General features: G+C 36.9%; 27 protein-coding genes, 1 rRNA gene and 1 other RNA gene. 18 read left to right on the top strand and 11 right to left on the bottom strand.

The genetic code is table 11. From position 1 onward, the window contains the following. Window positions 1-28 precede the first annotated feature (28 nt). Both xerA and G530_RS0115160 read left to right on the top strand, forming a co-directional pair. Window positions 29-925: a site-specific tyrosine recombinase/integron integrase gene (xerA, locus tag G530_RS0115155; RefSeq protein ID WP_026935337.1), complete on the top strand. Its 897-nt coding sequence runs from the start codon at window positions 29-31 to the stop codon at window positions 923-925. 77 nt (window positions 926-1,002) lie between these two features. Then, entirely contained in the window at window positions 1,003-1,950 is a 948-nt protein-coding gene (locus G530_RS0115160; RefSeq protein ID WP_026935338.1) for an aldo/keto reductase, read from the top strand. Between the two features lie 251 nt (window positions 1,951-2,201). Here G530_RS0115160 and rny read toward each other — a convergent pair whose 3' ends face one another. The 4 genes from rny to G530_RS0115175 form a co-directional block, all read right to left on the bottom strand. Next, window positions 2,202-3,764 carry a ribonuclease Y gene (gene rny / locus G530_RS0115165; RefSeq protein WP_026935339.1) on the bottom strand — a complete coding sequence of 521 codons (1,563 nt, stop codon included), beginning with the start codon at window positions 3,762-3,764 and terminating at the stop codon, window positions 2,202-2,204. A 53-nt stretch (window positions 3,765-3,817) separates the two neighbouring features. Next, a non-coding RNA gene (gene ssrS, locus G530_RS17560) (6S RNA) lies at window positions 3,818-3,934 on the bottom strand. 51 nt (window positions 3,935-3,985) lie between these two features. Further along, a complete protein-coding gene (locus G530_RS0115170) occupies window positions 3,986-4,279 on the bottom strand; it encodes a cell division protein ZapA (RefSeq protein ID WP_026935340.1) in 294 nt (97 codons plus the stop codon). A gap of 9 nt (window positions 4,280-4,288) precedes the next feature. Next, a complete protein-coding gene (locus tag G530_RS0115175) occupies window positions 4,289-4,579 on the bottom strand; it encodes a hypothetical protein (protein WP_026935341.1) in 291 nt (96 codons plus the stop codon). A gap of 184 nt (window positions 4,580-4,763) precedes the next feature. Here G530_RS0115175 and G530_RS0115180 point away from each other — a divergent pair, with 184 nt between their 5' ends. After that, a complete protein-coding gene (locus G530_RS0115180; protein ID WP_026935342.1) occupies window positions 4,764-6,452 on the top strand; it encodes a M23 family metallopeptidase in 1,689 nt (562 codons plus the stop codon). 107 nt (window positions 6,453-6,559) lie between these two features. Here the strand turns inward: G530_RS0115180 and G530_RS0115185 are convergent, their stop codons facing one another. Further along, window positions 6,560-7,708: a cysteine desulfurase family protein gene (locus G530_RS0115185; RefSeq protein WP_026935343.1), complete on the bottom strand. Its 1,149-nt coding sequence runs from the start codon at window positions 7,706-7,708 to the stop codon at window positions 6,560-6,562. 88 nt (window positions 7,709-7,796) lie between these two features. Here G530_RS0115185 and G530_RS0115190 point away from each other — a divergent pair, with 88 nt between their 5' ends. Continuing rightward, complete coding sequence (locus G530_RS0115190; protein WP_026935344.1) at window positions 7,797-8,816, top strand: hypothetical protein; 1,020 nt, start codon at window positions 7,797-7,799, stop codon at window positions 8,814-8,816. On the opposite strand, the gene G530_RS0115195 is transcribed toward G530_RS0115190, so the two are convergent. Continuing rightward, window positions 8,813-9,361 (bottom strand): Smr/MutS family protein, encoded by a 549-nt coding sequence (locus tag G530_RS0115195; protein ID WP_026935345.1) that lies wholly within the window; start codon window positions 9,359-9,361, stop codon window positions 8,813-8,815. The genes G530_RS0115190 and G530_RS0115195 overlap by 4 nt on opposite strands. Next, window positions 9,361-9,564: a hypothetical protein gene (locus G530_RS0115200; protein WP_026935346.1), complete on the bottom strand. Its 204-nt coding sequence runs from the start codon at window positions 9,562-9,564 to the stop codon at window positions 9,361-9,363. The genes G530_RS0115195 and G530_RS0115200 overlap by 1 nt, the downstream gene beginning before the upstream one ends. A gap of 75 nt (window positions 9,565-9,639) precedes the next feature. Here G530_RS0115200 and G530_RS0115205 point away from each other — a divergent pair, with 75 nt between their 5' ends. From G530_RS0115205 to G530_RS0115215, 3 genes are read left to right on the top strand one after another with little or no spacing between them, the layout of a single operon-like run. Next, window positions 9,640-11,409 (top strand): T9SS type A sorting domain-containing protein, encoded by a 1,770-nt coding sequence (locus tag G530_RS0115205; protein ID WP_026935347.1) that lies wholly within the window; start codon window positions 9,640-9,642, stop codon window positions 11,407-11,409. After that, window positions 11,406-11,699 carry a DUF2752 domain-containing protein gene (locus G530_RS0115210; protein ID WP_084519490.1) on the top strand — a complete coding sequence of 98 codons (294 nt, stop codon included), beginning with the start codon at window positions 11,406-11,408 and terminating at the stop codon, window positions 11,697-11,699. Before G530_RS0115205 ends, G530_RS0115210 begins: the two co-directional genes overlap by 4 nt. 15 nt (window positions 11,700-11,714) lie before the next feature. After that, window positions 11,715-12,041 carry a CCC motif membrane protein gene (locus G530_RS0115215; protein ID WP_026935349.1) on the top strand — a complete coding sequence of 109 codons (327 nt, stop codon included), beginning with the start codon at window positions 11,715-11,717 and terminating at the stop codon, window positions 12,039-12,041. A 69-nt stretch (window positions 12,042-12,110) separates the two neighbouring features. Here G530_RS0115215 and rocD read toward each other — a convergent pair whose 3' ends face one another. Then, complete coding sequence (rocD, locus tag G530_RS0115220; RefSeq protein ID WP_026935350.1) at window positions 12,111-13,394, bottom strand: ornithine--oxo-acid transaminase; 1,284 nt, start codon at window positions 13,392-13,394, stop codon at window positions 12,111-12,113. A 174-nt stretch (window positions 13,395-13,568) separates the two neighbouring features. On the opposite strand from rocD, the gene rlmD reads away from it, so the two are divergent. From rlmD to G530_RS0115235, 3 genes are read left to right on the top strand one after another with little or no spacing between them, the layout of a single operon-like run. Further along, window positions 13,569-14,978 (top strand): 23S rRNA (uracil(1939)-C(5))-methyltransferase RlmD, encoded by a 1,410-nt coding sequence (gene rlmD / locus G530_RS0115225; RefSeq protein WP_026935351.1) that lies wholly within the window; start codon window positions 13,569-13,571, stop codon window positions 14,976-14,978. Between the two features lie 8 nt (window positions 14,979-14,986). Continuing rightward, the gene (locus G530_RS0115230) at window positions 14,987-15,535 is read left to right on the top strand and encodes a DUF6452 family protein (RefSeq protein WP_026935352.1); all 549 of its coding nucleotides are present in this window, start codon (window positions 14,987-14,989) and stop codon (window positions 15,533-15,535) included. Further along, entirely contained in the window at window positions 15,516-16,220 is a 705-nt protein-coding gene (locus G530_RS0115235) for a DUF6048 family protein (RefSeq protein ID WP_051199817.1), read from the top strand. The genes G530_RS0115230 and G530_RS0115235 overlap by 20 nt, the downstream gene beginning before the upstream one ends. Here G530_RS0115235 and G530_RS0115240 read toward each other — a convergent pair. Beyond that, complete coding sequence (locus G530_RS0115240) at window positions 16,217-17,380, bottom strand: THUMP domain-containing class I SAM-dependent RNA methyltransferase (RefSeq protein WP_026935354.1); 1,164 nt, start codon at window positions 17,378-17,380, stop codon at window positions 16,217-16,219. The genes G530_RS0115235 and G530_RS0115240 overlap by 4 nt on opposite strands. 112 nt (window positions 17,381-17,492) lie before the next feature. Here G530_RS0115240 and G530_RS0115245 point away from each other — a divergent pair, with 112 nt between their 5' ends. The 3 genes from G530_RS0115245 to G530_RS0115255 all read left to right on the top strand — a co-directional run bounded on the left by G530_RS0115245 (window position 17,493) and on the right by G530_RS0115255 (window position 19,262). After that, window positions 17,493-18,176, top strand: coding sequence for a ZIP family metal transporter (locus tag G530_RS0115245; RefSeq protein WP_035716607.1), 684 nt, complete (start codon window positions 17,493-17,495; stop codon window positions 18,174-18,176). Continuing rightward, complete coding sequence (locus tag G530_RS0115250) at window positions 18,177-18,605, top strand: DUF4268 domain-containing protein (protein ID WP_026935356.1); 429 nt, start codon at window positions 18,177-18,179, stop codon at window positions 18,603-18,605. Window positions 18,606-18,716: 111 nt separating this feature from the next. Further along, a complete protein-coding gene (locus tag G530_RS0115255; protein ID WP_026935357.1) occupies window positions 18,717-19,262 on the top strand; it encodes a DUF5004 domain-containing protein in 546 nt (181 codons plus the stop codon). 44 nt (window positions 19,263-19,306) lie between these two features. Here G530_RS0115255 and G530_RS0115260 read toward each other — a convergent pair whose 3' ends face one another. After that, window positions 19,307-20,218, bottom strand: coding sequence for an AraC family transcriptional regulator (locus G530_RS0115260; protein ID WP_026935358.1), 912 nt, complete (start codon window positions 20,216-20,218; stop codon window positions 19,307-19,309). A gap of 222 nt (window positions 20,219-20,440) precedes the next feature. Between G530_RS0115260 and G530_RS0115265 the strand changes: the two genes are divergently transcribed. The 5 genes from G530_RS0115265 to G530_RS0115285 all read left to right on the top strand — a co-directional run bounded on the left by G530_RS0115265 (window position 20,441) and on the right by G530_RS0115285 (window position 24,953). Beyond that, window positions 20,441-21,964 (top strand): aldehyde dehydrogenase family protein, encoded by a 1,524-nt coding sequence (locus tag G530_RS0115265; protein ID WP_026935359.1) that lies wholly within the window; start codon window positions 20,441-20,443, stop codon window positions 21,962-21,964. A gap of 9 nt (window positions 21,965-21,973) precedes the next feature. Next, window positions 21,974-22,357 (top strand): DUF779 domain-containing protein, encoded by a 384-nt coding sequence (locus G530_RS0115270; protein WP_026935360.1) that lies wholly within the window; start codon window positions 21,974-21,976, stop codon window positions 22,355-22,357. A gap of 106 nt (window positions 22,358-22,463) precedes the next feature. Further along, complete coding sequence (locus G530_RS0115275; protein ID WP_026935361.1) at window positions 22,464-23,423, top strand: pepsin/retropepsin-like aspartic protease family protein; 960 nt, start codon at window positions 22,464-22,466, stop codon at window positions 23,421-23,423. Next, window positions 23,420-24,385: an early set domain-containing protein gene (locus G530_RS0115280; RefSeq protein WP_026935362.1), complete on the top strand. Its 966-nt coding sequence runs from the start codon at window positions 23,420-23,422 to the stop codon at window positions 24,383-24,385. Before G530_RS0115275 ends, G530_RS0115280 begins: the two co-directional genes overlap by 4 nt. Before the next feature lie 25 nt (window positions 24,386-24,410). Further along, window positions 24,411-24,953 (top strand): GNAT family N-acetyltransferase, encoded by a 543-nt coding sequence (locus tag G530_RS0115285; RefSeq protein WP_026935363.1) that lies wholly within the window; start codon window positions 24,411-24,413, stop codon window positions 24,951-24,953. Between the two features lie 142 nt (window positions 24,954-25,095). On the opposite strand, the gene rrf is transcribed toward G530_RS0115285, so the two are convergent. Then, window positions 25,096-25,205: ribosomal RNA gene (gene rrf, locus G530_RS0115290) — 5S ribosomal RNA — on the bottom strand. Window positions 25,206-25,354 lie beyond the last annotated feature (149 nt).

Here is a 25,354-nt window from a genome sequence, read left to right on the forward strand (position 1 = left end):
GATCCCCCTGAATTAGTATCTTTAACACATGAATTGGCAAAACGCTTTAAAGGATTACCGCTATTATCTTAAACTTGAACGCGGACTTTCCATCAATTCCATCGAGAATTATAGTCTGGACGTGATCAAGTTGATGAATTATCTTGATGTTAATGAAATACAGATAAGTCCGACAAAAATTGAGGATAAAACGATACAGGAATTCATTTACAGCGTATCAAAAAATCTGAATGCCCGCTCACAGTCCCGACTTATTTCAGGATTACGCAGCTTTTTCGGTTTCCTGGTATTTGAGGATTATAGAGAAGACAACCCACTTGAACTCATGGAGTCACCTAAAATTGGTCGCAAGCTGCCCGATACAATTTCTATTAAAGAGGTTGACAGAATAATCGCCGCCGTTGATCTAAGCAAAAATGAGGGTGAACGAAACCGGGCGATTATAGAAACTCTTTATGGTTGCGGATTAAGAGTTTCAGAATTGATAGATCTTAAGATCTCAGACCTATTCTTCAAAGAAGGTTTTATAAAAGTTACGGGAAAAGGAGATAAACAAAGGTTCGTTCCAATTTCAGATTATACCATAAAATTCATCAATATTTATAAGGACGAGGTAAGATCGCACATGGACATAAAACCGGAAGCGACTGATACCTTATTCCTGAACAGAAGAGGCAATAAACTTACCAGAGCTATGATCTTTACCATTACTCGCAGACTTACAGAAGCCGCGGGAATCAGAAAAAAGGTTAGCCCCCATACCTTCAGACATTCCTTTGCCACGCATCTACTTGAAAATGGAGCCGACCTCAGGGCAATTCAACAAATGCTGGGTCATGAAAGTATAACTACCACAGAAGTATATGTGCATGTGGATAGATCTCACCTAAGACAGGTCATGGAATCTTACCACCCCAGGAAATAGGTATTAAAATTCTGCTAAAGGATTCCAGCAACTTTTCCTTCAGGTCCATAATCCTTAACTTCATAAAAAATTGAATTATGAAGAAACTAAAATTTAGAAACGGAGATACAATGGATGCGATAGGTCTTGGAACCTGGAAATCTGAAAAAGGAGAAGTCACTAAAGCGGTTAAAACCGCTCTTAACAATGGCTATAAACATATAGATTGTGCTGCAACATATGGCAATGAAGCAGAGGTTGGTGAGGCATTTTCAGAAATATTCAATAATGGAAAGGTAAAAAGAGAAGATGTATGGATTACTTCCAAGCTTTGGAATAACGCTCATAAACAAGAAGACGTTATACCAGCCTTAAAACAAACTTTAAAGGATCTTCAGCTAGATTACCTTGATCTATATTTAATTCATTGGCCAGTGGCTTTTAAACCTGATGTAGGCTTTCCTGAAAAGGCGGAAGATTTTCTTTCTCTGGAAGAGGTTCCACTAATCGAAACCTGGAATGAAATGGTGAAAGCTAAAGAGCAGGGACTGGTTAAACATATTGGAGTTTCCAATTTCAGCATAGAAAAACTGAAAGATTTAATGGCAGAGACAGATCAAATTCCTGAAATGAATCAGGTAGAACTTCACCCCTATCTTCAACAGAACAAACTACTAGAATTTTGTAGTAAGAATGGAATTAATGTGACCGCATATTCTCCTCTGGGAAGCGGTGACAGACCAGATGAAATGAAAGCGGCAGATGAGCCATCCTTACTGGAAAACCCGGTGATTAATAAGATCGCTAAGAAGCATGGTGGTTCTCCAGGGCAAATTCTTATTAAATGGAGCGAGCAAAGAGGAACTGCCGTAATTCCAAAATCAACTAATGAAGATCGTATTAAGCAAAATTTGATGAGTGCCGGCTACCAGCTAGATGAAGATGACATGAAAGAGATCGCTGATCTTGATTACCACTTTAGATATGTAAATGGTAAATTCTTTGAAATGGAAGGAAACTCTTATGAGAATATTTATAATGATTAGAACTATATAAAAACTCAAAGTCAATTGGATCGAAGGGAGAAATCTTTAAAATTATTTAGATTTCTCCCTTTGCTATGCTCGGTTCGAATTGACAGGAAGAATTTCAGCCCATTTTAAGGTAGTAGGTAATACTGAACTAATTTCAGGATCTCGTCTGTAAAAAGAGAATCTGAAACAAGTTCAGATTGACGTAAAAACAAAAAAGGCCGTTCAAATTGAACGGTCTTTTTTATATATAATGATTACAAATTTTATTTTGCCACATTCACTGCTCTGGTTTCACGAATTACCGTGATCTTAACCTGGCCAGGATAAGTCATATCTGTCTGTATCTTCTGAGAGATCTCAAATGAAAGGTTAGAAGCCTTTTCATCAGAAACCTTTTCACTTTCTACTATGACTCTTAATTCCCTACCTGCCTGGATTGCATAAGCTTTCTTTACACCTCCAAAACCAAAAGCAATATCTTCAAGATCTTTCAATCTCTGGATATAAGAATCTAGTACCTGTCTTCTTGCACCAGGTCTCGCTCCACTTATCGCATCACATACCTGAACGATTGGTGATAATAATGAATTCATTTCTATCTCATCGTGGTGAGCTCCAATGGCGTTACAAACCTCTGGTTTCTCACCATGTTTTTCAGCCCATTGCATACCCAGAATAGCGTGAGGAACTTCAGTTTCAGTTTCTGGTACTTTACCAATATCGTGAAGTAACCCGGCACGTTTAGCAAGTTTAGGATTCAACCCTAACTCGGCAGCCATGACGCCACACAGTTTAGCAACCTCCCTGGAGTGTTGTAGAAGATTTTGACCATAAGAGGAACGATACTTCATTCTACCTACCATCTTAATAAGTTCTGGTTGCAGCCCGTGGATTCCAAGATCTATAACCGTTCTTTTACCTATATCTATAATTTCTTCTTCGATCTGTTTCCTTGTTTTCTTCACAACCTCCTCAATACGCGCAGGGTGAATACGACCATCGGTCACTAGTTTATGAAGTGATAACCTGGCAACTTCTCTTCTTACAGAATCGAAACAGCTTAAAATAATAGCCTCTGGAGTATCATCTACAATGATCTCTACCCCGGTAGCAGCTTCCAGGGCGCGAATGTTTCTACCTTCACGACCTATAATTCTACCTTTAACATCGTCACTTTCCAGATTGAATACTGAAACGCAATTCTCGATAGCTTCCTCGGTACCAATTCTCTGTATGGTATTTATAATGATCTTTTTCGCTTCCTGCTGTGCAGTTAATTTCGCTTCTTCTACCGTATCCTGTATAAGAGCCATTGCATCAGCCTTAGCGGTATCCTTTAATGATTCCACAAGTTGTGCTTTGGCTTCTTCAGCAGAAAGACCAGAGATCACCTCCAGTTGCTGCACTTTACTATTATGAAGCTTATCTATTTCTTCCTGTTTCTTATCAAGATAATCGATTCTGTGATCGTAATCTGCTACTTTACTTTCAAGATCTTTATTAAGCTTTTTATTCTTACCTAGTTCGTTAGATACGTGTGATTCTTTATCCTTTACTCTTTTCTCGGCATCATTGATCTTCTTATCTCTGGAAAGGATCACTTTCTCATGCTCAGACTTGAGTTCAATGAATTTCTCTTTTGCCTGAAGTATTTTATCTTTCTTAATACTTTCACCTTCCGCCTTAGCTTCTTTTAATATTCCCGCAGCTTCCTTCTTAGCACTGGCTATAGTATTAGAGGCCTGCTTCTTTTCAAGCATTTTCGCAATTGCAAAGCCGAGCGCCAGTCCTATTACTGCGGCAATGATTATAGTTAGTATTTCCATTCGTTTCTATTTAGATATATATAAAAAAAGCCTGTATTAGATGGGTTTTGTTTAAACTCCTTTAAATCAAGTTTAGGGTTAACAAGTTGATCAAGAATCCGCTCTCCCAAAAGGGACACGGCACGCTTTTACAACTTAGACTCACCCTTTTTAAAAGAATCGTGTTGAGTTTATCAAAAAAGCACTAATACAGGCAGTAACCTTTATTTTATTTAAAGAACTTAAGAGGCTAAATGACTCTGCAACAATTCGTTAAGTGATCTTAACTTCTCCTCTGCTTCAATCATTTCGCTCGAATTATCAATATCTTTCTGCTCGGTCTGGGCGGCGAACTGCAATGCGCACATTGCCAGAACATCCTGTTTATCCCTTACCGCATAGCTTTGCTCAAATTGTTTGATCATAGCCTCGATCTTTTTCGCTGCTTTACGCAAACCTTCCTCCTGACTAGGCTGAATAGTTAGCGGATATACGCGGTCTGCGATCGATATTTTGATCTTCAGTTTGTCTTCCATTATATCAAATTATTCAGATAACTGAACAATGCACTGATCGATCTCTCTGATCAGGCTGTTTATTTTGAGCTTTGTTTCTCTTTTATGGTCGGTACTGCCAAGCATCGCATTCGCAGCTTTTAAGGACTGAATTTGGTCTTTGGAAGTTGATAAATCTTCTTCCAGTTTGCCGTATTCAGATCTTACAGTAGCCAATTCCTGCTGAAGAGATTCGTTCTCCTGCTTCATAACATCGTATTTATGAAGTAGTTTGCTGATTCTATTCTCAAGGTTATCAACTATTTCTGTAATTTCACTCATAAGCGCTAAAACCGATGTGAACCCTTACAAAGTTAACATACGGTTTGAAATATCCCAATACTTTTTTAGCTGTTTTGAAATAATAATCAACAATCTGGATAATTCTCTGTAAGCAAGGTCTTTAAATTTGCCATAACTTTGATTAACTTTACCCCACATTTTAATAGAAATTACCCCCAGATTTATGAAGAGAGCTACATGCCTGCTATTTTTAGTATTATTTTCTACGTTACAAGCCCAGAATGACCTGCCACAGGATTACTTTCAAAATCCATTAAACGTTCCCATTGTGCTTGCAGGTACATTTGGTGAGTTGAGATCTAATCATTTTCACAGTGGTCTGGATATAAAAACTCAACAGCGCGAAGGTCTTGAGGTTAAAGCCTCTGCCGCAGGATACATCAGCAGGATAAATATTCAGCATTATGGATATGGAAAGGCTATTTATGTACAACATGCCAATGGCTACACCACTGTTTATGGTCATTTACAAAAACTTGCACCTAAACTAAAAGAATATCTTCGAAAACAACAATATCAAAAAGAATCTTATGAGATCGAACTTTTCCCTGAACCTGGGGAACTCAAAGTAGAACAAGGAGAATTGATTGCCTATAGCGGTAATACTGGAGGAAGCGGTGGCCCCCATCTACATTTCGAAATACGGGATGGCAGCCAGAGACCTATGAATGCACAAATGTTCGGGCTGGATGTAGCCGATTCTCGCGAACCTCTTATTGAAGGTTTATTTGCTTACCCACTTGGTGAGGATGCCCACGTGAATAATTCTCAAGCCCGCCAAAAGCTTAGATTAATTCCGCAGAATGATGGAACATACACAACCAGCGAAGTTGAAGCTTGTGGTGAAATAGGATTCGGTATTTCTACTGTAGATCAGCAAGATGGGGCATACAATCACAATGGAGTTTTTCGCATTGAAGCAAATCTTAATGGAGACCAGGTCTTTGAGGTAGATTTTCAGAAATTTTCATTTTCAGAAACCAGACACCTCAACCAGCTTATAGATTATGAATATTACGCGAAAAATAAAAGTCGGGTTCAAAAGCTATTTAGAGAGGATTCAAATCCTCTTAGTATATTCGGAAATCTTGAAGGCGAAGGAAAGCTAAACATTAAAGACAGCCTTGATTATCAATATGTCATTAAAGTGATAGATTTTAAAGGAAATGAGAAACTGGTAAGAATCCCAATTAAGGGGCAGATTAGTGTTAAAATCAAGAAAAGGGAAATAAAAGAAACAGATTACCTGGCGAGTGCTTCTAACGGACTTTCTGCCAAAGGAAATACAATGGACGTTTATATTCCTGGCGGAAGCCTTTACGAAGACGCCTATTTAGACATCAATTTTTCTGAGGATATGGTAGAAGTTCACCGTGATGAAATACCATTACACAAGAATTTTACGATTGGTTTTGATGTTAGCGAATATCCGGCAGAAGAAAGAGAACAATTATTTATAGCCAGGCTTTCAGATTATGGAAGGCCGATCTATTCTACTACCTATAAAAAAGGAAATAGATTTACCACAGGAACAAGAACTTTTGGTAAATACTTTATTTCAAAAGATACCATTGCACCTAAAGTGAATCCAGTGAATTTTTATAATGGACAATGGATCTCAGGAAATGAAACCTTAAAGGTGAAGATTTCTGATGATCTTTCAGGAATTGAAGCATACCGAGCGACCGTAAATGGAAAGTTCATATTAATGGAATATGAGTATAAGAATAATACACTTACTCATTATTTTTCAGACAATATGATTACTGATACAGAGAACAACCTGAAAGTGATCGTAACAGATAATGTTGGTAATACCACCTCTTATACCGCTAAATTCTTCAGGAAATAGAAATCGTGGGAAACTTTTATTGACGTCATTCTGAACTCAATCTTATAGAACTAAAAAAGCTGAACCACGAGGTTCAGCTTTTTTTATATGATAGTTCGAGCTATGTTCTAGCTCTCAATAAAATCTTTAAGAGTCTTTACTACATAATCTATTTCTTCTTTGGAATTATATCTCGAAAATGAGAACCTTAGGGAAGGTTTCTTTTTATCCTCTTCATTAAGAAAAGCATTAAGCACATGAGAACCCTGGTCGCTACCACTCTGGCAGGCACTACCTTTAGAACAGGCAATTCCTTTTAGATCTAGTTGAAATAAAAGCATTAGGGCCTTCTCCTGAGTTACTGGAAGGCAAACATTAATAAGAGTATAGGTGCTTTTGTCAAAATCTTCACAGGAACCATTAAATTTCACACCAGGAATCTCCTTTTTCAGACTCTCTATAAAATGTTTTTTTAGAGAACTTATGTATTCTTTTTCCTGGTCCAGATTTTCATACGCCAGTTTTAGAGACTCTTCCAAACCAACGATATTATGCACACCTTCGGTTCCTGCACGATGACCTCTCTCCTGCTCTCCGCCAAATATCAGTGGCTTCAATCCAGAGTTTCTACGAACAAATGCAAATCCAGCTCCTTTTGGTCCATGGAATTTGTGGGCACTTACTGCAGTAAAATCAACAGGTATTTCATTAAGGTCTAGATTAAAATGTCCTATAGATTGAACGGTATCTGAATGAAAAAGGGCATTATATGATTTTATAAGCTCAGCAGTTTTCTTCAGGTCCAGCATATTCCCGATCTCGTTGTTCACATGCATAAGACTCACCAAAGTCTTTTTATCTGAACCTTTCAGCCTGTCTTCGAGATCCTGAAGATCTACATTTCCTTTTTCATCAATATTTACATATTCTATTTCAACATCAAAACATTCCTGAAGTTGATTCACCGTATATAAAACCGCATGATGTTCTATCCGTGATGTAATAATTCTCTGAACACCCAGATCTCTAACTGCCGAGTTCAAAGCCAGATTATCTGCCTCGGTTCCACCAGAGGTGAATACGATCTCAGATGCTTTTACATTCAAAATTCCCGCAACGGTTTTTCTAGCCTGTTCGATGAGAGATTTAGAAGACCTTCCAAAGCTATGGGTAGATGAAGGATTTCCATAATTTTCTTTTAAAACGCTGGTCATTTTTTCGACCACTTCATCCCTTAACTGGGTAGTAGCTGCTGAATCAAAATACACATTTTTCATAGGGCCCAAAATTAAAGGAAATAAAATAATTTCCTACATCTCTTCTATATAAGTTTGATTCCTTTATTTTTGTTCAAAAAACATCTTCATGAGACGTTTATTCTTCGGTATTTTTCTATTAGGTCTGTTCACTGCCTGTGATGATGGGGAAATCATTGTAACTAATTTTGATTTCGAAGATAGTACGCTTCGGTTCTGCGACGCTCCGGACAGAAATGTGATCTACGCCATAAATGATGATGATGTTTTTGAATCTATTTCTCTTGAATTCAATAGCAGTCAGTTTGATACTGATGAAGATGGCAATTTAATCCCACCAGATGAAGCTGTAATAAGCTTCCCATTAACAGGAAATAACAGGGTTACGTATAGAATTTATGATGGTTCTTTCGCAAGCGGAAATAATTCATATTTCTGCAGTGCCGTACCTCCTAGCGAACCAAAGGTAATTGAAGAATGGATCAGTGGGACTGGAGGAACCGTGTTTGTAACTACTGGTTTTACAGATGAAAGCGCAAATGCCGATCCAGATGGTGATGGCCTTTCTAATATTGATGAAAATTGGGTTCTAGGAGGTCCCTACCAGGATACAGATGAAGATAACATACCAGATTATTTAGATAAAGATGACGATGGAGATAATGTTTTAACCTCTACAGAATTGGCAAATGAAAATAATGATCCAGTAAATGAAGATGGGTTGAGAGATTTTGATGAAGATGGAATTCCTAATTATCTGGATGATGATGATGACAATGATGGTGTTCTAACTCGTTTAGAAGTTTCTGAAGACGACCTGGATAGCCCTGAAAATTTTCAAACTGCCGAAGGCATCTCAAACTACTTAAATGTTGAACAAACAGCTAAAATTAGCCATGATGAATATATAGGTCATGACATTAGTAGAAATTATGGATACCGAATTGATATAGATAACTTAAAATTCGATAATCAAAATGGTTCTGGTGAATCTATACAATATGAAAATTATAATCTTGGAACATTAATGTCTTTTTCCGTTTCCTTCCCGCAATGTCCTCTACAGGATGAAACATGCAGTGATCCAGAACCGGAAGAACCGGAGGAATCTACTGAAGAAACTAACTAAGGATTTTGTAAAATATAGACCTCTGTAGCTCCCAGGCCATATTTTTGATAATCTGCGTCGTAATATTTTATATTCCCATAGCGACTCAATAAATATTCTAATTCCATTTTTAGCACTCCTTCACCTACACCATGAATAAAAACCACTCTCTGGATGCGTTTTTTCATGGCAAATTCCAGTTTATGTCTGGCCGTATCTAGTTGCAGGTTAAGCATTTCGTGATTAGACAATCCCTTTGGTGATTTCACAAGTTGATTGATATGTAGATCAACTTCCATAGGTGGAGCGCCCTTATCCTTTGGTTTAGGTCTGGAAGACTGTTGTCTTTTAGGAGGATTTTTCTCTTTTATGACAGCATCCAGGTCGAATTCCTCGACGTCGATATCATTTATATCGTCCTGGATTTTCACAAGATGATCTGCAGGGAAACTCATAGTAAATCCATCCTCGGTCCTGATCATCACCTCACCAGCACCTACTTCCTGCACGACCCCACTTAGGTCATCATCAAGTAATTCAACTCTATCTCCTTTATTAAAACCCATTACTTTACTTCATTTTCGTTTTCATCCTGATGATCATCTTTAGTGGCGACCCAGTAATTCGTTGCCCTATAAAGACCAAGCATAATAATTACAAGGCCAATAATTTTAAAGTAGGGACTAACATCTTCCGCTGAAATACTATAAAGTAGCAATGCTCCGCCAATTACAATTAGAGTTGTATTTATTACCTGTGAGTTATTCATTATCAGTAAGTTAAATATTTAAATCTGTGAGCGTCAATGATTTATTATTTACATTTATGCAAATTTATAGCTTTAATGAGGCTTCCACTCCTTTTTTTAATGATTTTTAGCACTTCGTGGCTATCGGCACAATTATATATTGCTCCATCAAATCATGCTGATAGTTATATCTACGTGAAAGACCGGCTGGTTTTTGTGCAAAACGAAATTCATTTAGCTGAAAATAATAAAAAAGAAACGGCTGCGAGTATTTATTTACGAAGAGATGCCCAATTGATACAGGGATCTAAAACATCTAATCTTAATACAGGAAACGGGAAGCTATCAGTTTTTCAACAAGGAACAACGAATGCATATGATTATAATTACTGGTCATTACCCATCTTAGTCCAGGATAGAGATGATAGGATTAATGACTATATTTTTGAACCAATTGATGCCACCTATAGTAGAAACGCAAAATTAATATCTGCAACCGATGGATTGAGCGATCCACTTAGCATTTCTAACAGATGGATATATACATTCTCAGGAAACAATTATTCAAACTGGGCTTTTGCCGGTGACCAATTTGATATTTTACCAGGTGAAGGCTTTACGATGAAAGGAGTAAATGGTAAAAACCTAAATGAGATCGAAGGAGAATTGATTAATATTGGTAATTCTCAAACATATGATTTCAGAGGTTTACCGAATGACGGCGAGATTGAATTGCCTATTAAGAAAGATCAGATCTTACTCATTGGTAATCCGTATCCTTCCTCCCTGGACCTTGATAAATTCCTGATTGAAAATACGGCAACAACCGGTATCGCTTATTTCTGGGATTCTAAAGAAAATGGTAATTCACATTATCTGGCAGATTATGAAGGTGGTTATGGTACTTACTCACCTGGAGCGGGAGTATATGTCCCACCGGCCTTTATTAAGTATTCTGATGGCGGCGCAACTGGAGAAACGGGTAAAAACTATTACAGAAAAATAATTCCTATAGCCCAGGGCTTTATGATAACAGGCTTAAAAGAAGGTTCCTTCAGTTTCAAAAACTCATATAGAACTTATGAGAAGAAAGTTGAAAAGCTATCTGTCTTCAAATCATCTGTAGACGAAAAGGATTCAGATGTCGAGAAATCCTCAATGAATTTAAACATTGAAATAGATTCAACTTACATTCAAAAGCTGGCTCTGGTCTTTCTTAAGAATTCCAGTCCCGATGAAGATCGCACTATGGATGCAAGAAAAATGAATAACAATTCCCAGGACATTAGTTGGTCTATATCTAATGACGCATTTGTAATCAATGTTCGACCTAAAGTAGATGAAGAATTAATTCCGCTTAAAATCTTTCTTAATAAACAGACTGAACTTAAATTTTCAATTTCTGATTTGAGTAATTTCAATCCAGACCGTGTGTTTATATATGATGCAAAGGATAGGTTATATTTCAATATCAAAACTGGTTATTTAAAGGTAGATCTAGCTGCTGGAGAATATAATGACCGCTTTTATCTAAGTTTTATTGAAAAACTTACCGCAACTGTAAGTACTGAGAAAGACACGCCTGAATTTAATACTAACAAACCACCAAATATTCTTCTTAATTCAGTAGAAATTTTTCAGAATAATCTTCAGCAGCAATTGGAAATTAAACTGCTTTATGACTCTGAACTAAGAACCATCAGGCTCTATGATCTCAATGGGAAATTATACTTTACCCAGAATTTCACTTCTAAAGAGAAAAATTTTAATTTTTCTACCTCAAATTTGAGCAATGCTATATATATTGTGAAGGTAAATACCAGCGATAATAAAGAATTGACTAAAAAAATAGGTGTTAAGAATTGAGCTCTATTGAAGAATACATGTTGCCGTGCCTGAATAAATCTGTATTTGGTGTAGATTGTACGGGATGTGGTGCTCAAAGAGCGACCGTATTACTAGCAAATGGTGAATTCTCTAAGGCTTTTGAAATGTATCCAGCTATCTACAGTCTGGCCTTTCTATTATTATTCCTGGTTTTCAATCTTTTTTATAAATTTAAATTCGACTATAATATTAAGATCGGCCTTATCATTTTCAATGCAGTTATTATTGCCGGTGCTTATATTTTTAAAATGATTCAATTTATCAACTAACCAACTTTAAAGCTTATGGAAAAAAGAGAATTACCCAATTCAACCCTCATTTTAGTATTTGGAATTTTATCTATTATTGGTTGTTGCTGCTATGGAGTGGCCGGAGTAATATTTGGAATTATAGCATTAGTAATGTCTAAACGGGCGATCGAGATTTACAGTGCCGATCCGGAACTTTATACTGGTTATAATAATGTAAAAACCGGACGAATTCTTGCTATTATAGGACTAGTCTTAAGTGCTCTTAGTTTAATTTCTACAATTGCCGCAGTAATTATGTATGGTGGACTGGAAGGAATTCAGGAAATGCAGCAAGAGATCTTAAGAGAATACGGAGGTTAGAATCATCTACCCATTACCCATAAAAAATCCCGCTAATAGCGGGATTTTTATTATGTGATTATTCCGAATTTATTTTTCGAACTGCTTTAAAGTACTAATAATTATATCTACACAATCTCTCAATTGTTCCTCGTTCATTACCAATGGTGGAGCAAAACGAATAATATTACCATGGGTTGGCTTGGCCAGAAGTCCGTTTTCTTTTAAGGCCATACAAATATCCCAGGCTGTAGAACTGTCTTCAGAATCATTGATCACGATGGCATTCAATAATCCGCGACCTCTTACAAGGTTTACGATATTTGATTCTCTAATATAATCATCAAGTAATCTTCTAAAAAGCTTACCTAATTTTCTGGCATTCTGGATAAGATGTTCATCCTTAACAACATCTAAAGCCGCTACAGCTACTGCTGCTGCAACAGGATTCCCTCCAAAAGTAGAACCATGTTGTCCCGGCTGGATCACATCCATCACTTCATTATCTGCTAATACCGCAGAAACTGGATAATTTCCACCAGATAATGCTTTACCTAGTATTAAGATGTCTGGTTTGCTATAAGTATCCTCCTGCCTTTCACAGTGACCTTCACAAGAACAATGACCACAAACAGCAAGCAATCCTCCGGTTCTGGCGATTCCTGTCTGGATCTCATCTGCCATGAACAATACATTATGCTTAATACAGATCTCCTTTGCTTTTTTCATATAATCATCTGCCGGAGTAAATACACCAGCCTCACCTTGAATTGGCTCTACCAGGAAACCAGCAACATTTGGATTTGCCTCTATAGCCGCTTCCAAAGCATCTGGATCATCATAGTTTATCTTAATAAATCCTGGTGTATATGGTCCAAAATTCCTCCGTGCTTCTTCATCATTAGAGAAAGAGATGATCGTAGTAGTTCTTCCGTGGAAGTTATTCGCACATACAATTATCTGTGCTTCAGTTTCTTTTACACCTTTTCTTTCGTATGCCCATTTACGAGCAATTTTTATAGCCGTCTCTACAGCCTCGGCACCAGTATTCATTGGTAATAATTTATCAAAACCAAAATACTCGGTCGCATATTTTTCATAAGACCCAAGTACATCATTATGGAATGCACGGGAAGTCAATGCAAGTTTAGAAGCCTGTTCATGCATAGCCCCAACAATCTTCGGGTGACAATGTCCCTGATTAACTGCGGAATATGCAGATAGAAAATCGTAATATTTTTTACCCTCTACATCCCATACATGAACACCTTCTCCTCTACTTAGTACTGCTGGTAGTGGATGATAGTTATGTGCACCATGTTGGTCTTCTAGTTTAATTGCTTCTTCTGAAGAATTGATTTTAGGTAAAGGCATGTTAGTTTTCGTTTTTGAATTATTGTTATGCTATTCCTTCTTTTTCCGGTTGAAAAGTGACGAAAAGGGAGAGAAATCATCCCTTAAAATTGAATTCCTGCAAATTACTAAATGTTTACTGAAAATTTCAACCGGCCTCTCTTTAAATCTTGTTAATTATCCTATTTTTGCGCTATGGCGAGAAGAAATAAAAACAAGCTTTTTACAGAAATTGAAGTTGTAGATGCCGGTGCTAAAGGTAAGGCAGTGGCCAAATCTCCAGATGGCAGAGTGATCTTTATAGACAATGCAGTTCCCGGTGATGTTGTTGATGTTCAAACCACCAGGAAGAAAAAATCATTTTACCAGGGAACAGCGATAGAATTCCATAAACTATCAGATAAAAGAACAGAACCTGTTTGCCAGCATTTTGGAACCTGTGGAGGTTGTAAATGGCAGAATATGGATTATAAATTTCAGCTTGAATACAAGCAGAATGAAGTTGTAAATAATCTGCAAAGACTTGGAAAGATCGAACTACCTGAGGTTACTCCTATTCTAGGAAGCGAAGAGATCTATTTTTACAGGAATAAAATGGAATTCTCCTTTAGCGATAGCCGCTGGCTAACCCAGGAGGAAATTCAGAGCGGTGAAGATATCGAAGAAAGAAATGCTCTTGGATTCCATATCCCCGGAATGTGGGATAAGATCCTCGATATTAAGAAATGTCATTTACAGGCAGACCCTAGTAACGATATTAGAAATTTCGTAAAGAAGTTTGCTACAGAGAACGATCTACCTTTTTTTAATACCAGAAAACAGGAAGGATTACTCCGTACTTTAATGATAAGAACTACTTCTACCGGTGAGATCATGATCCTGGTTCAGTTCTTTGAAGATAATAAGGAAAAAAGAGAGCTTTTATTAAATGCTCTTGAAGAAAAGTTTCCAGCGATCACCTCGCTACAATATGTAGTGAATGGAAAGGCTAACGATACTATTTATGATCAGGAAGTGATCTGCTTTAAAGGACGTGATCATATTTTTGAAGAAATGGAAGGTCTTAAGTTCAAGATCAACGCCAAGTCTTTCTATCAGACGAATTCAGACCAGGCTTATAATCTATATAAGATTGCCAGGGAATATGCCGATCTAAAAGGAGACGAACTTGTTTATGACCTATATACCGGTACAGGTACGATTGCACAATTCGTAGCGAAAAAAGCCAAGAAGGTTATAGGTGTTGAAGCAGTACCGGAAGCGATCAAGGATGCTAAAGAGAATGCGGAAAGAAATAATATAGACAATGTAGAGTTCTATGTTGGTGATATGCGAAAAGTATTTACTGAAAGCTTTATAAACGAACACGGACATCCAGACGTTATTATAACCGATCCTCCAAGAGACGGAATGCACAAAGATGTGGTGGCACAAATAATTGGTATATTGCCACAACGCATTGTTTATGTGAGTTGTAATTCAGCAACACAGGCAAGAGATCTTTCTCTACTGGATGAATATTATAAAGTAACTAAAGTGCAGGCAGTAGATATGTTTCCGCAGACCCATCACGTAGAAAATGTTGTGTGTCTTGAAAAACGATAGTTTAAAAGATGAAAATTAAATTTTATTCCCTTCTTATCACTATATTATTAATTGCCAGTACTGGATGCCAGCGTGATGATATATGTCCGGAAACTACAGATACTACTCCTCTACTTATAATTAGATTTTATGATGTTGAGGATCCTGAAGAATTACAAGCACCTCAGAATCTGGGAATAAATGAAGAAGGCAATGAAGAATATGTTTTCATTAGAAATGAGAACAATCGTGACCAGACCATCACTTATGAACGTTTTACGGGGGATAGTCTGGCCATCCCACTTAGAACAGATGAAGATCTAACAGCTTTCGAATTTACCATTAACAATACCGAAGCCGGTGAAGAAGATGGAAATAAAAATACAGATGTTATTACTTTCACGTATGGTAGAAATGAAGAATATATAAATAGAGCATGTGCCTACAAGATCGCATATGTTGGCCTGAAGGTCAATCTCGAGAATGAGGAAGACGGCACTCAATGGATACAGGATATACAAATAGAAGAAGCGAATATTGAAGATCAAAATCAAGCCCATGTATCGATATATTTCTAGTCTGATTTTAATTCTACTTTTCGGTATATCAGCAAATGCTCAACAGGCACAGGAGATTCAGGATTCTTTACAGTACAAGGAAAAGTATGGAATAAGAGTGGGGATAGATTTAAGTAAACCACTTCGAACATTATTAGATGACACTTATAGCGGGATAGAATTAGTTGGAGACTACCGGGTTTATAATAACTTCTATGCTGCTGCAGAGGTAGGCACTTCCAAGATTACTTTTGAAGGTGATAATATTGAAACTTTCACCAACGGTAGCTATATTAAGGTTGGAGGCGATTACAATGCTTATGAGAACTGGCTGGATATGCAGAATGCCATTTTCGTGGGTGTGAGATATGGTTTTTCAACATTTTCTCAAACACTTGACGAGTACAGGATCTACACTTCTTCAGATTATTTTGGTGCAGATATCAGGGAAGACAATACAGAAGCGACAGGACTAACTGCCAACTGGGCTGAAGTAATGGTTGGTATTAAAGTAGAAGTTCTTAATAACCTGTTTCTTACGGCAAATGTTCAGTTAAAGAGAAGAATTGGGCAAAATAATCCGTCTAATTTCGATAATCTGGCGATACCTGGATTCGGAAGAACCTATGACAGTAGTGAATTTGGCGCCGGTTTTGGCTATTCGGTTTCCTACCTTATTCCTTTTTATAAAAAAGCCAGAGATTAATTATTCTCTTGCTTGCTTTTCTTTTTAGAACCTTCGTAAAGAACATATTTCAGCAGCCTTCCTTCAAGAGGACCATTATATAATTTGATCTTTCTGGAAGCTCTCAAACCTACGCTTTTAATAGCATCAAAATTAGTAGCAATAAACCAGGCATGAGTTCCCGGGTAGTTTTGCTTTAAGGTATCCCCTATCTTTCCGTAGAAATCTTCAATATCTATCTCCAGACGTTCTCCGTAAGGAGGATTAAAGAGCATATGTAAATAACCTTCATTCTCCTTTTCGCTTTCAAAGAAACTTTGTTGTTTAATTTCCACAAAGTCTGAAAGATTCGCATTCTTCACATTTTCTTTAGCTTTCATCACCGCCGAAGGTGCCTTATCAAAACCTTTGATCTTAAAATGGAAGTCCCTTACTTTTTTCAAGGCAGATTCTTCGATCTTCTCGTAAAGATCTTCATCCCAGTCACTCCATTTTTCAAAAGCAAATTCCTTTCTATTAAGGTTTGGCGGAATATTACAGGCGATCATAGCAGCTTCAATAGGAATGGTTCCACTACCGCACATTGGATCAAGAAAATCACATTGCCCATCCCAACCAGACATTAATAGCATACCTGCGGCTAATACTTCATTGATAGGCGCAATGTTGGTTGCACTACGATAACCTCTTTTATGAAGAGAATCACCAGAGCTATCAAAAGATACATTACAGAAGTTATTTTCAATATGAATATTGATCCTAAGATCTGGAAAATCAAGATCTACATCTGGACGTTTTCCATATTTCTCTCTAAACCTGTCTACGATAGCATCCTTGGTTTTCAAGGCTACATATTGGGAGTGAGTGAAAATTTCTGAATGCACCGCTGAGTCTATGGCAAGACTTCCATCTTCTGCCAGAAACTTTTCCCACGGTAATTTTTTTATATTATCGTATAATTCCTGCTCGTTATTAGCCCTAAAGCTTTCATAAGGCTTAAGAACCTTTATAGCCGTTCTTAAACATAGGTTAGCTTTATACATAAAACCAAGATCACCAACGAAACTAACCATTCGGTTACCTTCTTTGATCTCCATTGCACCTAAGTCAAGTAATTCTTTTGCGAGGATCGATTCAAACCCGTATAAGGTCTTCGCGATCATTCTAAAGTTATTAGCCATAATCCTTCTTTATAGAACGACAAAAATAAGTTAATTTTGTCCGAAACTATAATTAAAACGGGATTGTTCAGGATATAGTTTGAGCAAGCCCGATCAACCAACCATAAGTAATTTGCTGACTGATCTATATATTTATTTGCTCCCCATTCTTGCCGTAATCACAGGTTACGTTATATCGCTGTTTCTCAAGCCTGGAAGTTCTTCTGGTTTCAAGTTATTGCTAGCCTTTAGTGGTGCATATTTATTAGCTGTTACTGTCCTTGAGCTATTACCAGATGTATACAGCGAACCAGATTCTGGAATAGGAGTCTTTATCATGCTGGGATTATTATTCCAGATAGTACTTGAGTTTCTTTCTAAGGGAGTAGAACACGGTCACCTGCATTTTCATGAAAACTCTAAAACATTTCCCGTTCTTCTACTTATAAGTTTGAGTCTTCATTCCCTGCTGGAAGGATTTCCGCTGGATAATGACAATCACCTTTTGCATGGTGTAGTGGTACATAAGATACCGGTAGCGGCTATACTTTCGGTATTCTTAATTCAGAGCAAACTTAGCAAACCTAAAGTTTTTCTTTTCCTTGCCTTTTTTGCGCTAATGACTCCATTGGGAAGCTGGTTAAAAAATAATATCGAAGTGCTTTCTGAATATGCGCCTTATATCAACGCTATCGTAATAGGTATATTTCTGCATGTTTCTACAACAATTTTGTTTGAGTCTTCAAAAAATCATTCCTTCAATGCCTCTAAATTAGGGGTGATAATATTAGGGATCTTACTCGCATACTTTATTTAAATGTTTAGCCAGGAAGAATCAAAAAAGATAAGACAGGAGTTCTGGACCAGCTTCGGAAAGGAATTTCCTCATAAATGGTTGCTCTATAATACCAAAATGAAAGAGATACAGTTGAAATTCACTTTCGACAGAAAGGTTGCCCAGGTATCACTGGATATTGTAGACAACGATGCAATGATTAGAACCTATTATTTTGAAAAACTTCAATCCCTGGAAAATATCCTGAAGTCTGAATATCTTCCCGAAGCTATTCTGACTGAAAATTATGAATTACCTGAAGATAAGATCGTTTCCAGAGTTTATGTTGAATTGGATAATGTTAGCATCCACAATAAAAAGGATTGGCCTGAGGTGAAGACATTCCTGTCTACTAAAATGATGCAGTTAGAAGAATTTTTTAAAGATTTTAGAGATTTTATAAAAAATTAGCTTCCCAGAACGTATTTTTTATTATTTTGATCTACAGAAAGATAGAGACTTATCGTCCTACCCTACCACATCTTTTCATTTTTATATATCAACCAACCAAAATTTTAAAAAATGAAAACGATCAAAATTTTAGTGCTTGCCTTTGTTATTATTTCCACTTCTTCATGCTCAGATGATGGGGATTCAGTTTCACTTTCAGAAGAAGAAAAAATGCTGGTTAGTGCCTGGAAGCTGGAGTCTTTCCAATATACCGGCACCACTACCGGAAATTTTGAAGGAATAGATTTAAGCAGTTCATACGAAGGAATAGGTCAGGATGTTGACGCTGTACTTACCTTTAAGGATAACAGGACTTTCAATTTCGAAGGCAGTTATGATGTACTTCTAAGTGTTACAGGTTTCGACGGTATGTTGATTCCAGTCGAGAACGCATCTTCATCTGGAGACTGGTATATTGAGGGCGGCTATCTATATACCTCTGATGCCTTTGGTCAGGTAGATAATCAAATGGTTCAGAATCCTGAAGATAGTAGAATGCGTATTCAGGAAAATACTGAAAACCGCCTTGTACTTGTGATTGATCAGGAGAGTGAGATCAGTGAAAATGGAGTAGACTATGTAGTTAAATTATCTGGTCAATATATTCTAACGAAATAAACATCCAAAAAAATAATTGATAAAGAGCACAAGGTGCTCTTTTTTTACGCCCTAACGTTAAGTTTTGACTGGTAATCGCCCGGGGCCATCCTTTTCCTGCTTTTAAATACCCGGTTAAAATAAGACCGACTTTCAAAACCGCACTCCTGGTAGACCTCTTTTATCGATTTATTAGGGTTTTGAAGTAAACTTACCGCGAGTTTAATTCGCTCATTATTTATAAAATCTATTGGTGAAATTCCGAGTTCATTTTTAAAAACCCTGTAAAAATTAGATTCACTCATACAGGCCTTTTTACTCAAATTTTTGACCGCTAATGGATTGTGTAGATTCTTTCTGATATATTCAACTATATAAGCCAACCTGTTACCAGAACTTAATCTAAAGCTCTTCTCAGTATAAATTTTTCTGGAATTGGTTTGGAGTATTCTTATAATAAGTTCTTCCAGCATATTATCTACGAACAAGTCTTTAGAAGGATGATCTTCAGTAAAAAGAAACAAAAGTCGTTGCAGAATCTGGTAAATACCAATATCATTAGTAAAATGGAAATTATAATCCATCAGGCTCCATTCTCCTTCATCTACTTTCGGCATCAACTCATTCATATGATCCAGAACTTTAGAGATCTTATCTTCTGAAATTGCCATGGCCAGGCACTGGGTAGGATTATTAAATTGAGCTTCAGGAAAATCTATACACATCATTTCATCTGATGGTAGAATGAGTGATTCTCCGGGAAGAAAATTAAACGATTGCTGGTCCCTAAGATGCATGATCTTTTTCCCCTTCAGCATACTTGCCAGGACAGGTTTATCAAACTTAAGTAAAACCCGCTCTGCCTGCTCATGGGTTTCAAAGATATGTAGAGAGGCATTGTTAAGCGTATAAGAAGTTTGATTCTCTACAAGATTCTCCAATTTTCTGCCTTCGTAAAATTCTTTCGAAAGATTCATCTCTAGGTAATTGTGAATTTATTAATTATTCGACCTGAATACTTCTAAATATACAATTTACCATTTTCATTTTTAAAGATATAACAACAATTTAAAGGATAGTTCATAGTAATGATAGAATTCGTCAGGTTTATTAAACGTGTAAAATTTAACTTTGAGAGACTTCTGATACTTAACCACCCAGAGGTATTCACTTAATACATAAACTTAAACTTTTTCATTATGAGCGATGTACAAACCACAGAAAAAAAGGAGCTTCAAAAACCAAAATTCAAAGATAAATACGACAATTTCATTGGAGGTAAATGGACAGCTCCTATAAAAGGAGAATATTTTGATAATATTTCTCCGGTTGACGGAAATAGTTTCACCAAAGTTGCTAGATCTACTGAAGATGATATCAATAAAGCTATCGATGCCGCATGGAAAGCCGCACCAGAATGGAATAACTCTTCAGCTGCCTATAGAAGTAATTTACTTCTAAAGATTGCTGATATTATGGAGAAAAACCTCGAAGATCTTGCGAGAGCTGAAACCTGGGATAATGGTAAAGCGGTTAGGGAAACCCTTGCTGCAGATCTACCATTAGCCGTAGATCATTTTAGGTATTTTGCAGGAGTGATAAGAGCTGAAGAAGGTTCGGTTGCAGAACTTGACTCTAATACAGTTTGCGTAAATGTCACCGAACCACTTGGAGTTGTAGGCCAGATCATACCTTGGAATTTTCCCATTTTGATGGCTACCTGGAAACTTGCACCTGCGCTGGCTGCAGGAAACTGCGTAGTTCTAAAACCGGCTGAACAAACTCCTGTTGGAATTATGGTTCTTATTGAACTCATCGAAGATGTTCTTCCTGCAGGTGTGCTTAATATCGTGAATGGATTTGGGGCTGAAGCTGGGAAACCACTTGCCTCTAACCCACGTATAGATAAAGTAGCCTTTACAGGAGAAACCACGACCGGGCAATTGATCATGCAATATGCCTCGAAAAATATCACTCCTGTGACTCTGGAACTTGGCGGAAAATCTCCTAATGTTTTCTTTGAAAGTATTATGGAAGCAGATGACGATTTCTTTGATAAGTGTATTGAAGGGGCAGTGATGTTCGCTCTAAATCAGGGAGAAGTTTGTACCTGCCCTTCCAGATTGTTAATCCAGGAAAGCATTTATGATAAATTCATTGAACGCGTAATCAAAAGAACAGAAGCTATCAAACTCGGTCACCCATTAGATCCTGATACTATGATGGGAGCCCAGGCATCAAATGATCAATATGAAAAGATCCTGAACTATATCAATATTGGGAAAGAAGAAGGATGCGAAGTGCTAACCGGAGGCGAAGCTGCCTTTAATGAAGGACTCGATGGAGGCTATTATATTAAACCAACCATTCTAAAAGGGAATAATAAAATGAGAGTTTTCCAGGAAGAAATCTTTGGACCAGTTGTTTGTGTTACAACTTTCAAAGATGAAGCAGAGGCGATCGAGATTTCTAATGATACGCTTTATGGCCTCGGAGCTGGTGTATGGACCAGAGATATGCACCAGGCATATCAAATATCAAGGGCTATAAAAGCCGGCCGTGTATGGGTTAATAATTATCATAATTATCCGGCTCATGCTCCTTTCGGTGGGTATAAAAAATCCGGAATTGGTAGAGAAAACCATAAAATGATGCTGAACCACTATCGTCAAACTAAGAATATGCTAATTTCTTATGATAAGAAAGCGATGGGATTCTTTTAAAACCAAATTATGACTCAGAGAGTAGATATAACAAAAGAAGCATCTCAAGTAATTGATCAACTAAGAGAACGTCACGGCGAACTAATGTTCCATCAAAGCGGTGGATGTTGTGATGGCTCGTCGCCTATGTGTCTCGAAAAAGGTGACCTGTTACTCAATGAAAATGACGTATGGTTAGGCACAGTACATGGTTGCGAATTCTTTATGAGTAAAGATCAGTTTGAGTACTGGAAACATACGCACCTGCTGGTAGATGTTACTAAAGGTCGCGGCTCCAGCTTCTCACTTGAAATCCCCCTCGGTTTACGATTTGTAATTAAATCTAGATTGTTTCAACCCCAAGAACGGGAAGATTTGCAACCTGTACGCTATGGAGAAGAGTTCATTAACTGAAGGTTTTTGGTTAGGTTTAAGAAAGGCCGTTCGGTAATTCCGGGCGGCTTTTCTATATTATGTGTTCAAATATGTAACAATGAATATTATATAGCGTCTATTTAATATGAGCAGGTTATGGATATTAATAGCTTTCTTCTTTGTCTACCAGGCAAAGGCTAATCCATTAAATCCTGGTCCTATCACCTTTCCCAAAGCAGAGATCCTAAATGAGAATACAGCCAGGATCCCATTTAAACTTATAGACCATTTGATAGTTGTAGAAGCTGAGCTTTATAATAAAAAAGGAAATTTTATCATAGATACTGGATCTGAGACCTTGATCTTAAACAAGGTTCATTTTCCCAATCAATATGGGCAGCCTGAAAAATTCGTAAAGAGCTCAGGTGTTCTGGACAACGCCAATGCCTATGAGAAATATCTCGAAGAATTTATTCTGAAGAATTTCAGTCTAAAAAATACCAATTCTCATGTGATAGATCTTTCTCATATTGAAAAAAGAAAGAAAATGAATTTAATGGGAATCATAGGATATAGCATTCTGAAAGATTATGAAGTTTTTGTAGATATGCATCTTAACCAGATAACTTTAAGTAGAATTGATAAAAACGGTGATAAACTAGATCCCAGAGGTTACCTGGAGAAGATTACTGATAGCATCGAATTTAAGCTTCAAAATCACAGCATTGTAGTCAAAACCTTTGTAGGTGAGGAAAAAATGAATTTTGCATTAGACAGCGGTGCTGAATTTAATCAATTGAATAACCAGCAGAGTAAAAAGGTCTTAAAATATTTTGTTCCATCTAAACGTATGGTCCTCGTTGGAGCCAGTGATAAAAAAGCTGAAGTTCTGGCAGGGAAATTGTATCGGGTCAAATTATCAGATAAAGTTTATTTTGGTCCCATGAATACAATTATTACTAATTTGAACAGAATGAGTGAAGCATTTGGTGTAAATCTGGACGGAGTTCTGGGATATGAATTTTTCGCACAGAAAAGAACTATTATAAATTATAGAAAAGAAATGCTTTACTTTATAGATTACCCAATAAATTTTCAGAATTGAAAAAAGCTTTTCAGTATATAAGTCTCGGTCTTGTTCTTCTTTTTGTAATTCCTGGTTATGCACAAAAGGAGGTTAAAGGATATTATATAGAGGGAGATGAGATCGTCTTCACTTTTAATAGATCAGATTATGAACAGGCTACCCACGATAATTATGGTGAAAAATTAGATTTTGAAGATCTTGATATCAGGAATGTTGTTGTTGCAGGCAGCTTTAATGATTGGTCCAGAGAACACTGGAAAATGCGAAAGATAGCCGATGGCACTTATCAACTCAGGAAGAAGATTTCAGATTTTTCAGATGAGTTCACCTGGGAGTTTAAATTCGTTATTAATAATACCTACTGGGCAGAGCCAGATAATGAAACTTCAAATTTTTCTCCCGCACGTAATAGGTCTGGATCATCTTTAAATTCTTATAATTTAAAGGTTTATACCGCCGTACCCACAGAAAATGGAAATGCAAAATTCTTCCTGAAAGGTTATGAAAATGCAGAAGAGGTGATCCTAGCTGGTGATTTTAGTAGATGGGACGAAAATTTTCTTAAAATGAAACGAACTACAACCGGTTGGGAATTAAATTTAGATCTTAGACCGGGAGTGTACCAGTATAAATTTATAGTAGACGGAGATTGGATCGAAGATCCTTCTAATAATGAAAAAGTCAGGAATGAATTCGACGGATTTAACTCTGTAATGCGAATCAAGAAAAAAGTCACTTTTCATTTGAATAATTTTCAGGATGCTTCTGAAGTAATTTTAACAGGTTCATTTAATAACTGGGATGAACATCAATTAAGAATGAAAAAGACCGATAGCGGATGGATTCAAACCATGGTCCTATCAGGAGGGAAGCATCACTATAAATATATTGTTGATGGCGAATGGAAAGTAGATCCAGATAACACCATTATGGAGTATGATGGCGAAGGCCATATTAATTCTGTTTGTATGGTTAAATAATCATAATCTTCCTGAATAACCTATTTTGAATAATTTGACTTTTCCAAAATTAAAATCTAAAAGACTTATACTTGATCAGATTACCTTAAAAGACCAGAACCATATTTTTAGTGGATTATCTAATCCTGAAGTAATACGCTATTACGGTGTAAATTATTCAAGTTTAGAAGAAACTGAAGAACAAATGAACTGGTATTCTAATCTGGAGAAATCAGGTTCAGGTATTTGGTGGGCTATTCGATCTAAAATAGATAATGAATTTATTGGAGCCATCGGTTTCAACGATCATCATCCAGAATATAAAAAAGCTGAAATTGGTTTCTGGTTATTACCAGATTTCTGGGGTAAAGGCTATATGAAAGAAGCCGCAGATGTGGTTATCGAATATATATTTGGCCAATTGAAAATTCATCGGCTGGAAGCCTATGTCGAATCTAAAAATATCAATTCTTCCAAGGTGCTGAAGAAATTAGGCTTTCAACATGAAGGACTTATGCGTGATTGCGAAGTAAAGAATGGAGAATTTATAAGTGTAGATCTTTTCGCAAGGATAAACCCAAAAGAATAGATCACCTTATATATTATAAACGATCAAAACAGCCATCGGGCTGTTTTTTTATTGGGAAGGGTTTATTATTGGGGTGTATATGTATTCGTTGACTTTCGGGTATAAAAAAACCCTTCATCGATATGATAAAGGGTTTTCAAGAAGAAGGCGGCGACATACTCTCCCACAATACAGCAGTACCATCTGCGCTAACGGGCTTAACTACTCTGTTCGGGATGGGAAGAGGTGAGCCCCGTTGCTATAGCCACCTTAAAAGGTAAGTTATAAGCTTAGGCTTAAAACTGTGTCTCTCGACACTAATATCTTTGACATACTTAAGAAACAAAAAATAAGAAGAACTAATAATGCACTATAAAATAAGCATTTGGCGGTCTCGAAGTTTTGCAGCTTCGAGACCATCG

Source organism: Christiangramia echinicola DSM 19838, assembly GCF_000423065.1.
GTDB lineage: Bacteria > Bacteroidota > Bacteroidia > Flavobacteriales > Flavobacteriaceae > Christiangramia > Christiangramia echinicola.

Bases quoted from the DNA above. Each gene is read 5' to 3' on its own strand.
- xerA (WP_026935337.1), top strand. From the start codon at position 29: ATGAATTGGCAAAACGCTTTAAAGGATTACCGCTATTATCTTAAACTT.
- G530_RS0115160 (WP_026935338.1), top strand. From the start codon at position 1,003: ATGAAGAAACTAAAATTTAGAAACGGAGATACAATGGATGCGATAGGT.
- rny (WP_026935339.1), bottom strand. From the start codon at position 3,764: ATGGAAATACTAACTATAATCATTGCCGCAGTAATAGGACTGGCGCTC.
- G530_RS0115170 (WP_026935340.1), bottom strand. From the start codon at position 4,279: ATGGAAGACAAACTGAAGATCAAAATATCGATCGCAGACCGCGTATAT.
- G530_RS0115175 (WP_026935341.1), bottom strand. From the start codon at position 4,579: ATGAGTGAAATTACAGAAATAGTTGATAACCTTGAGAATAGAATCAGC.
- G530_RS0115180 (WP_026935342.1), top strand. From the start codon at position 4,764: ATGAAGAGAGCTACATGCCTGCTATTTTTAGTATTATTTTCTACGTTA.
- G530_RS0115185 (WP_026935343.1), bottom strand. From the start codon at position 7,708: ATGAAAAATGTGTATTTTGATTCAGCAGCTACTACCCAGTTAAGGGAT.
- G530_RS0115190 (WP_026935344.1), top strand. From the start codon at position 7,797: ATGAGACGTTTATTCTTCGGTATTTTTCTATTAGGTCTGTTCACTGCC.
- G530_RS0115195 (WP_026935345.1), bottom strand. From the start codon at position 9,361: ATGGGTTTTAATAAAGGAGATAGAGTTGAATTACTTGATGATGACCTA.
- G530_RS0115200 (WP_026935346.1), bottom strand. From the start codon at position 9,564: ATGAATAACTCACAGGTAATAAATACAACTCTAATTGTAATTGGCGGA.
- G530_RS0115205 (WP_026935347.1), top strand. From the start codon at position 9,640: ATGAGGCTTCCACTCCTTTTTTTAATGATTTTTAGCACTTCGTGGCTA.
- G530_RS0115215 (WP_026935349.1), top strand. From the start codon at position 11,715: ATGGAAAAAAGAGAATTACCCAATTCAACCCTCATTTTAGTATTTGGA.
- rocD (WP_026935350.1), bottom strand. From the start codon at position 13,394: ATGCCTTTACCTAAAATCAATTCTTCAGAAGAAGCAATTAAACTAGAA.
- rlmD (WP_026935351.1), top strand. From the start codon at position 13,569: ATGGCGAGAAGAAATAAAAACAAGCTTTTTACAGAAATTGAAGTTGTA.
- G530_RS0115230 (WP_026935352.1), top strand. From the start codon at position 14,987: ATGAAAATTAAATTTTATTCCCTTCTTATCACTATATTATTAATTGCC.
- G530_RS0115235 (WP_051199817.1), top strand. From the start codon at position 15,516: ATGTATCGATATATTTCTAGTCTGATTTTAATTCTACTTTTCGGTATA.
- G530_RS0115240 (WP_026935354.1), bottom strand. From the start codon at position 17,380: ATGGCTAATAACTTTAGAATGATCGCGAAGACCTTATACGGGTTTGAA.
- G530_RS0115250 (WP_026935356.1), top strand. From the start codon at position 18,177: ATGTTTAGCCAGGAAGAATCAAAAAAGATAAGACAGGAGTTCTGGACC.
- G530_RS0115255 (WP_026935357.1), top strand. From the start codon at position 18,717: ATGAAAACGATCAAAATTTTAGTGCTTGCCTTTGTTATTATTTCCACT.
- G530_RS0115260 (WP_026935358.1), bottom strand. From the start codon at position 20,218: ATGAATCTTTCGAAAGAATTTTACGAAGGCAGAAAATTGGAGAATCTT.
- G530_RS0115265 (WP_026935359.1), top strand. From the start codon at position 20,441: ATGAGCGATGTACAAACCACAGAAAAAAAGGAGCTTCAAAAACCAAAA.
- G530_RS0115270 (WP_026935360.1), top strand. From the start codon at position 21,974: ATGACTCAGAGAGTAGATATAACAAAAGAAGCATCTCAAGTAATTGAT.
- G530_RS0115275 (WP_026935361.1), top strand. From the start codon at position 22,464: ATGAGCAGGTTATGGATATTAATAGCTTTCTTCTTTGTCTACCAGGCA.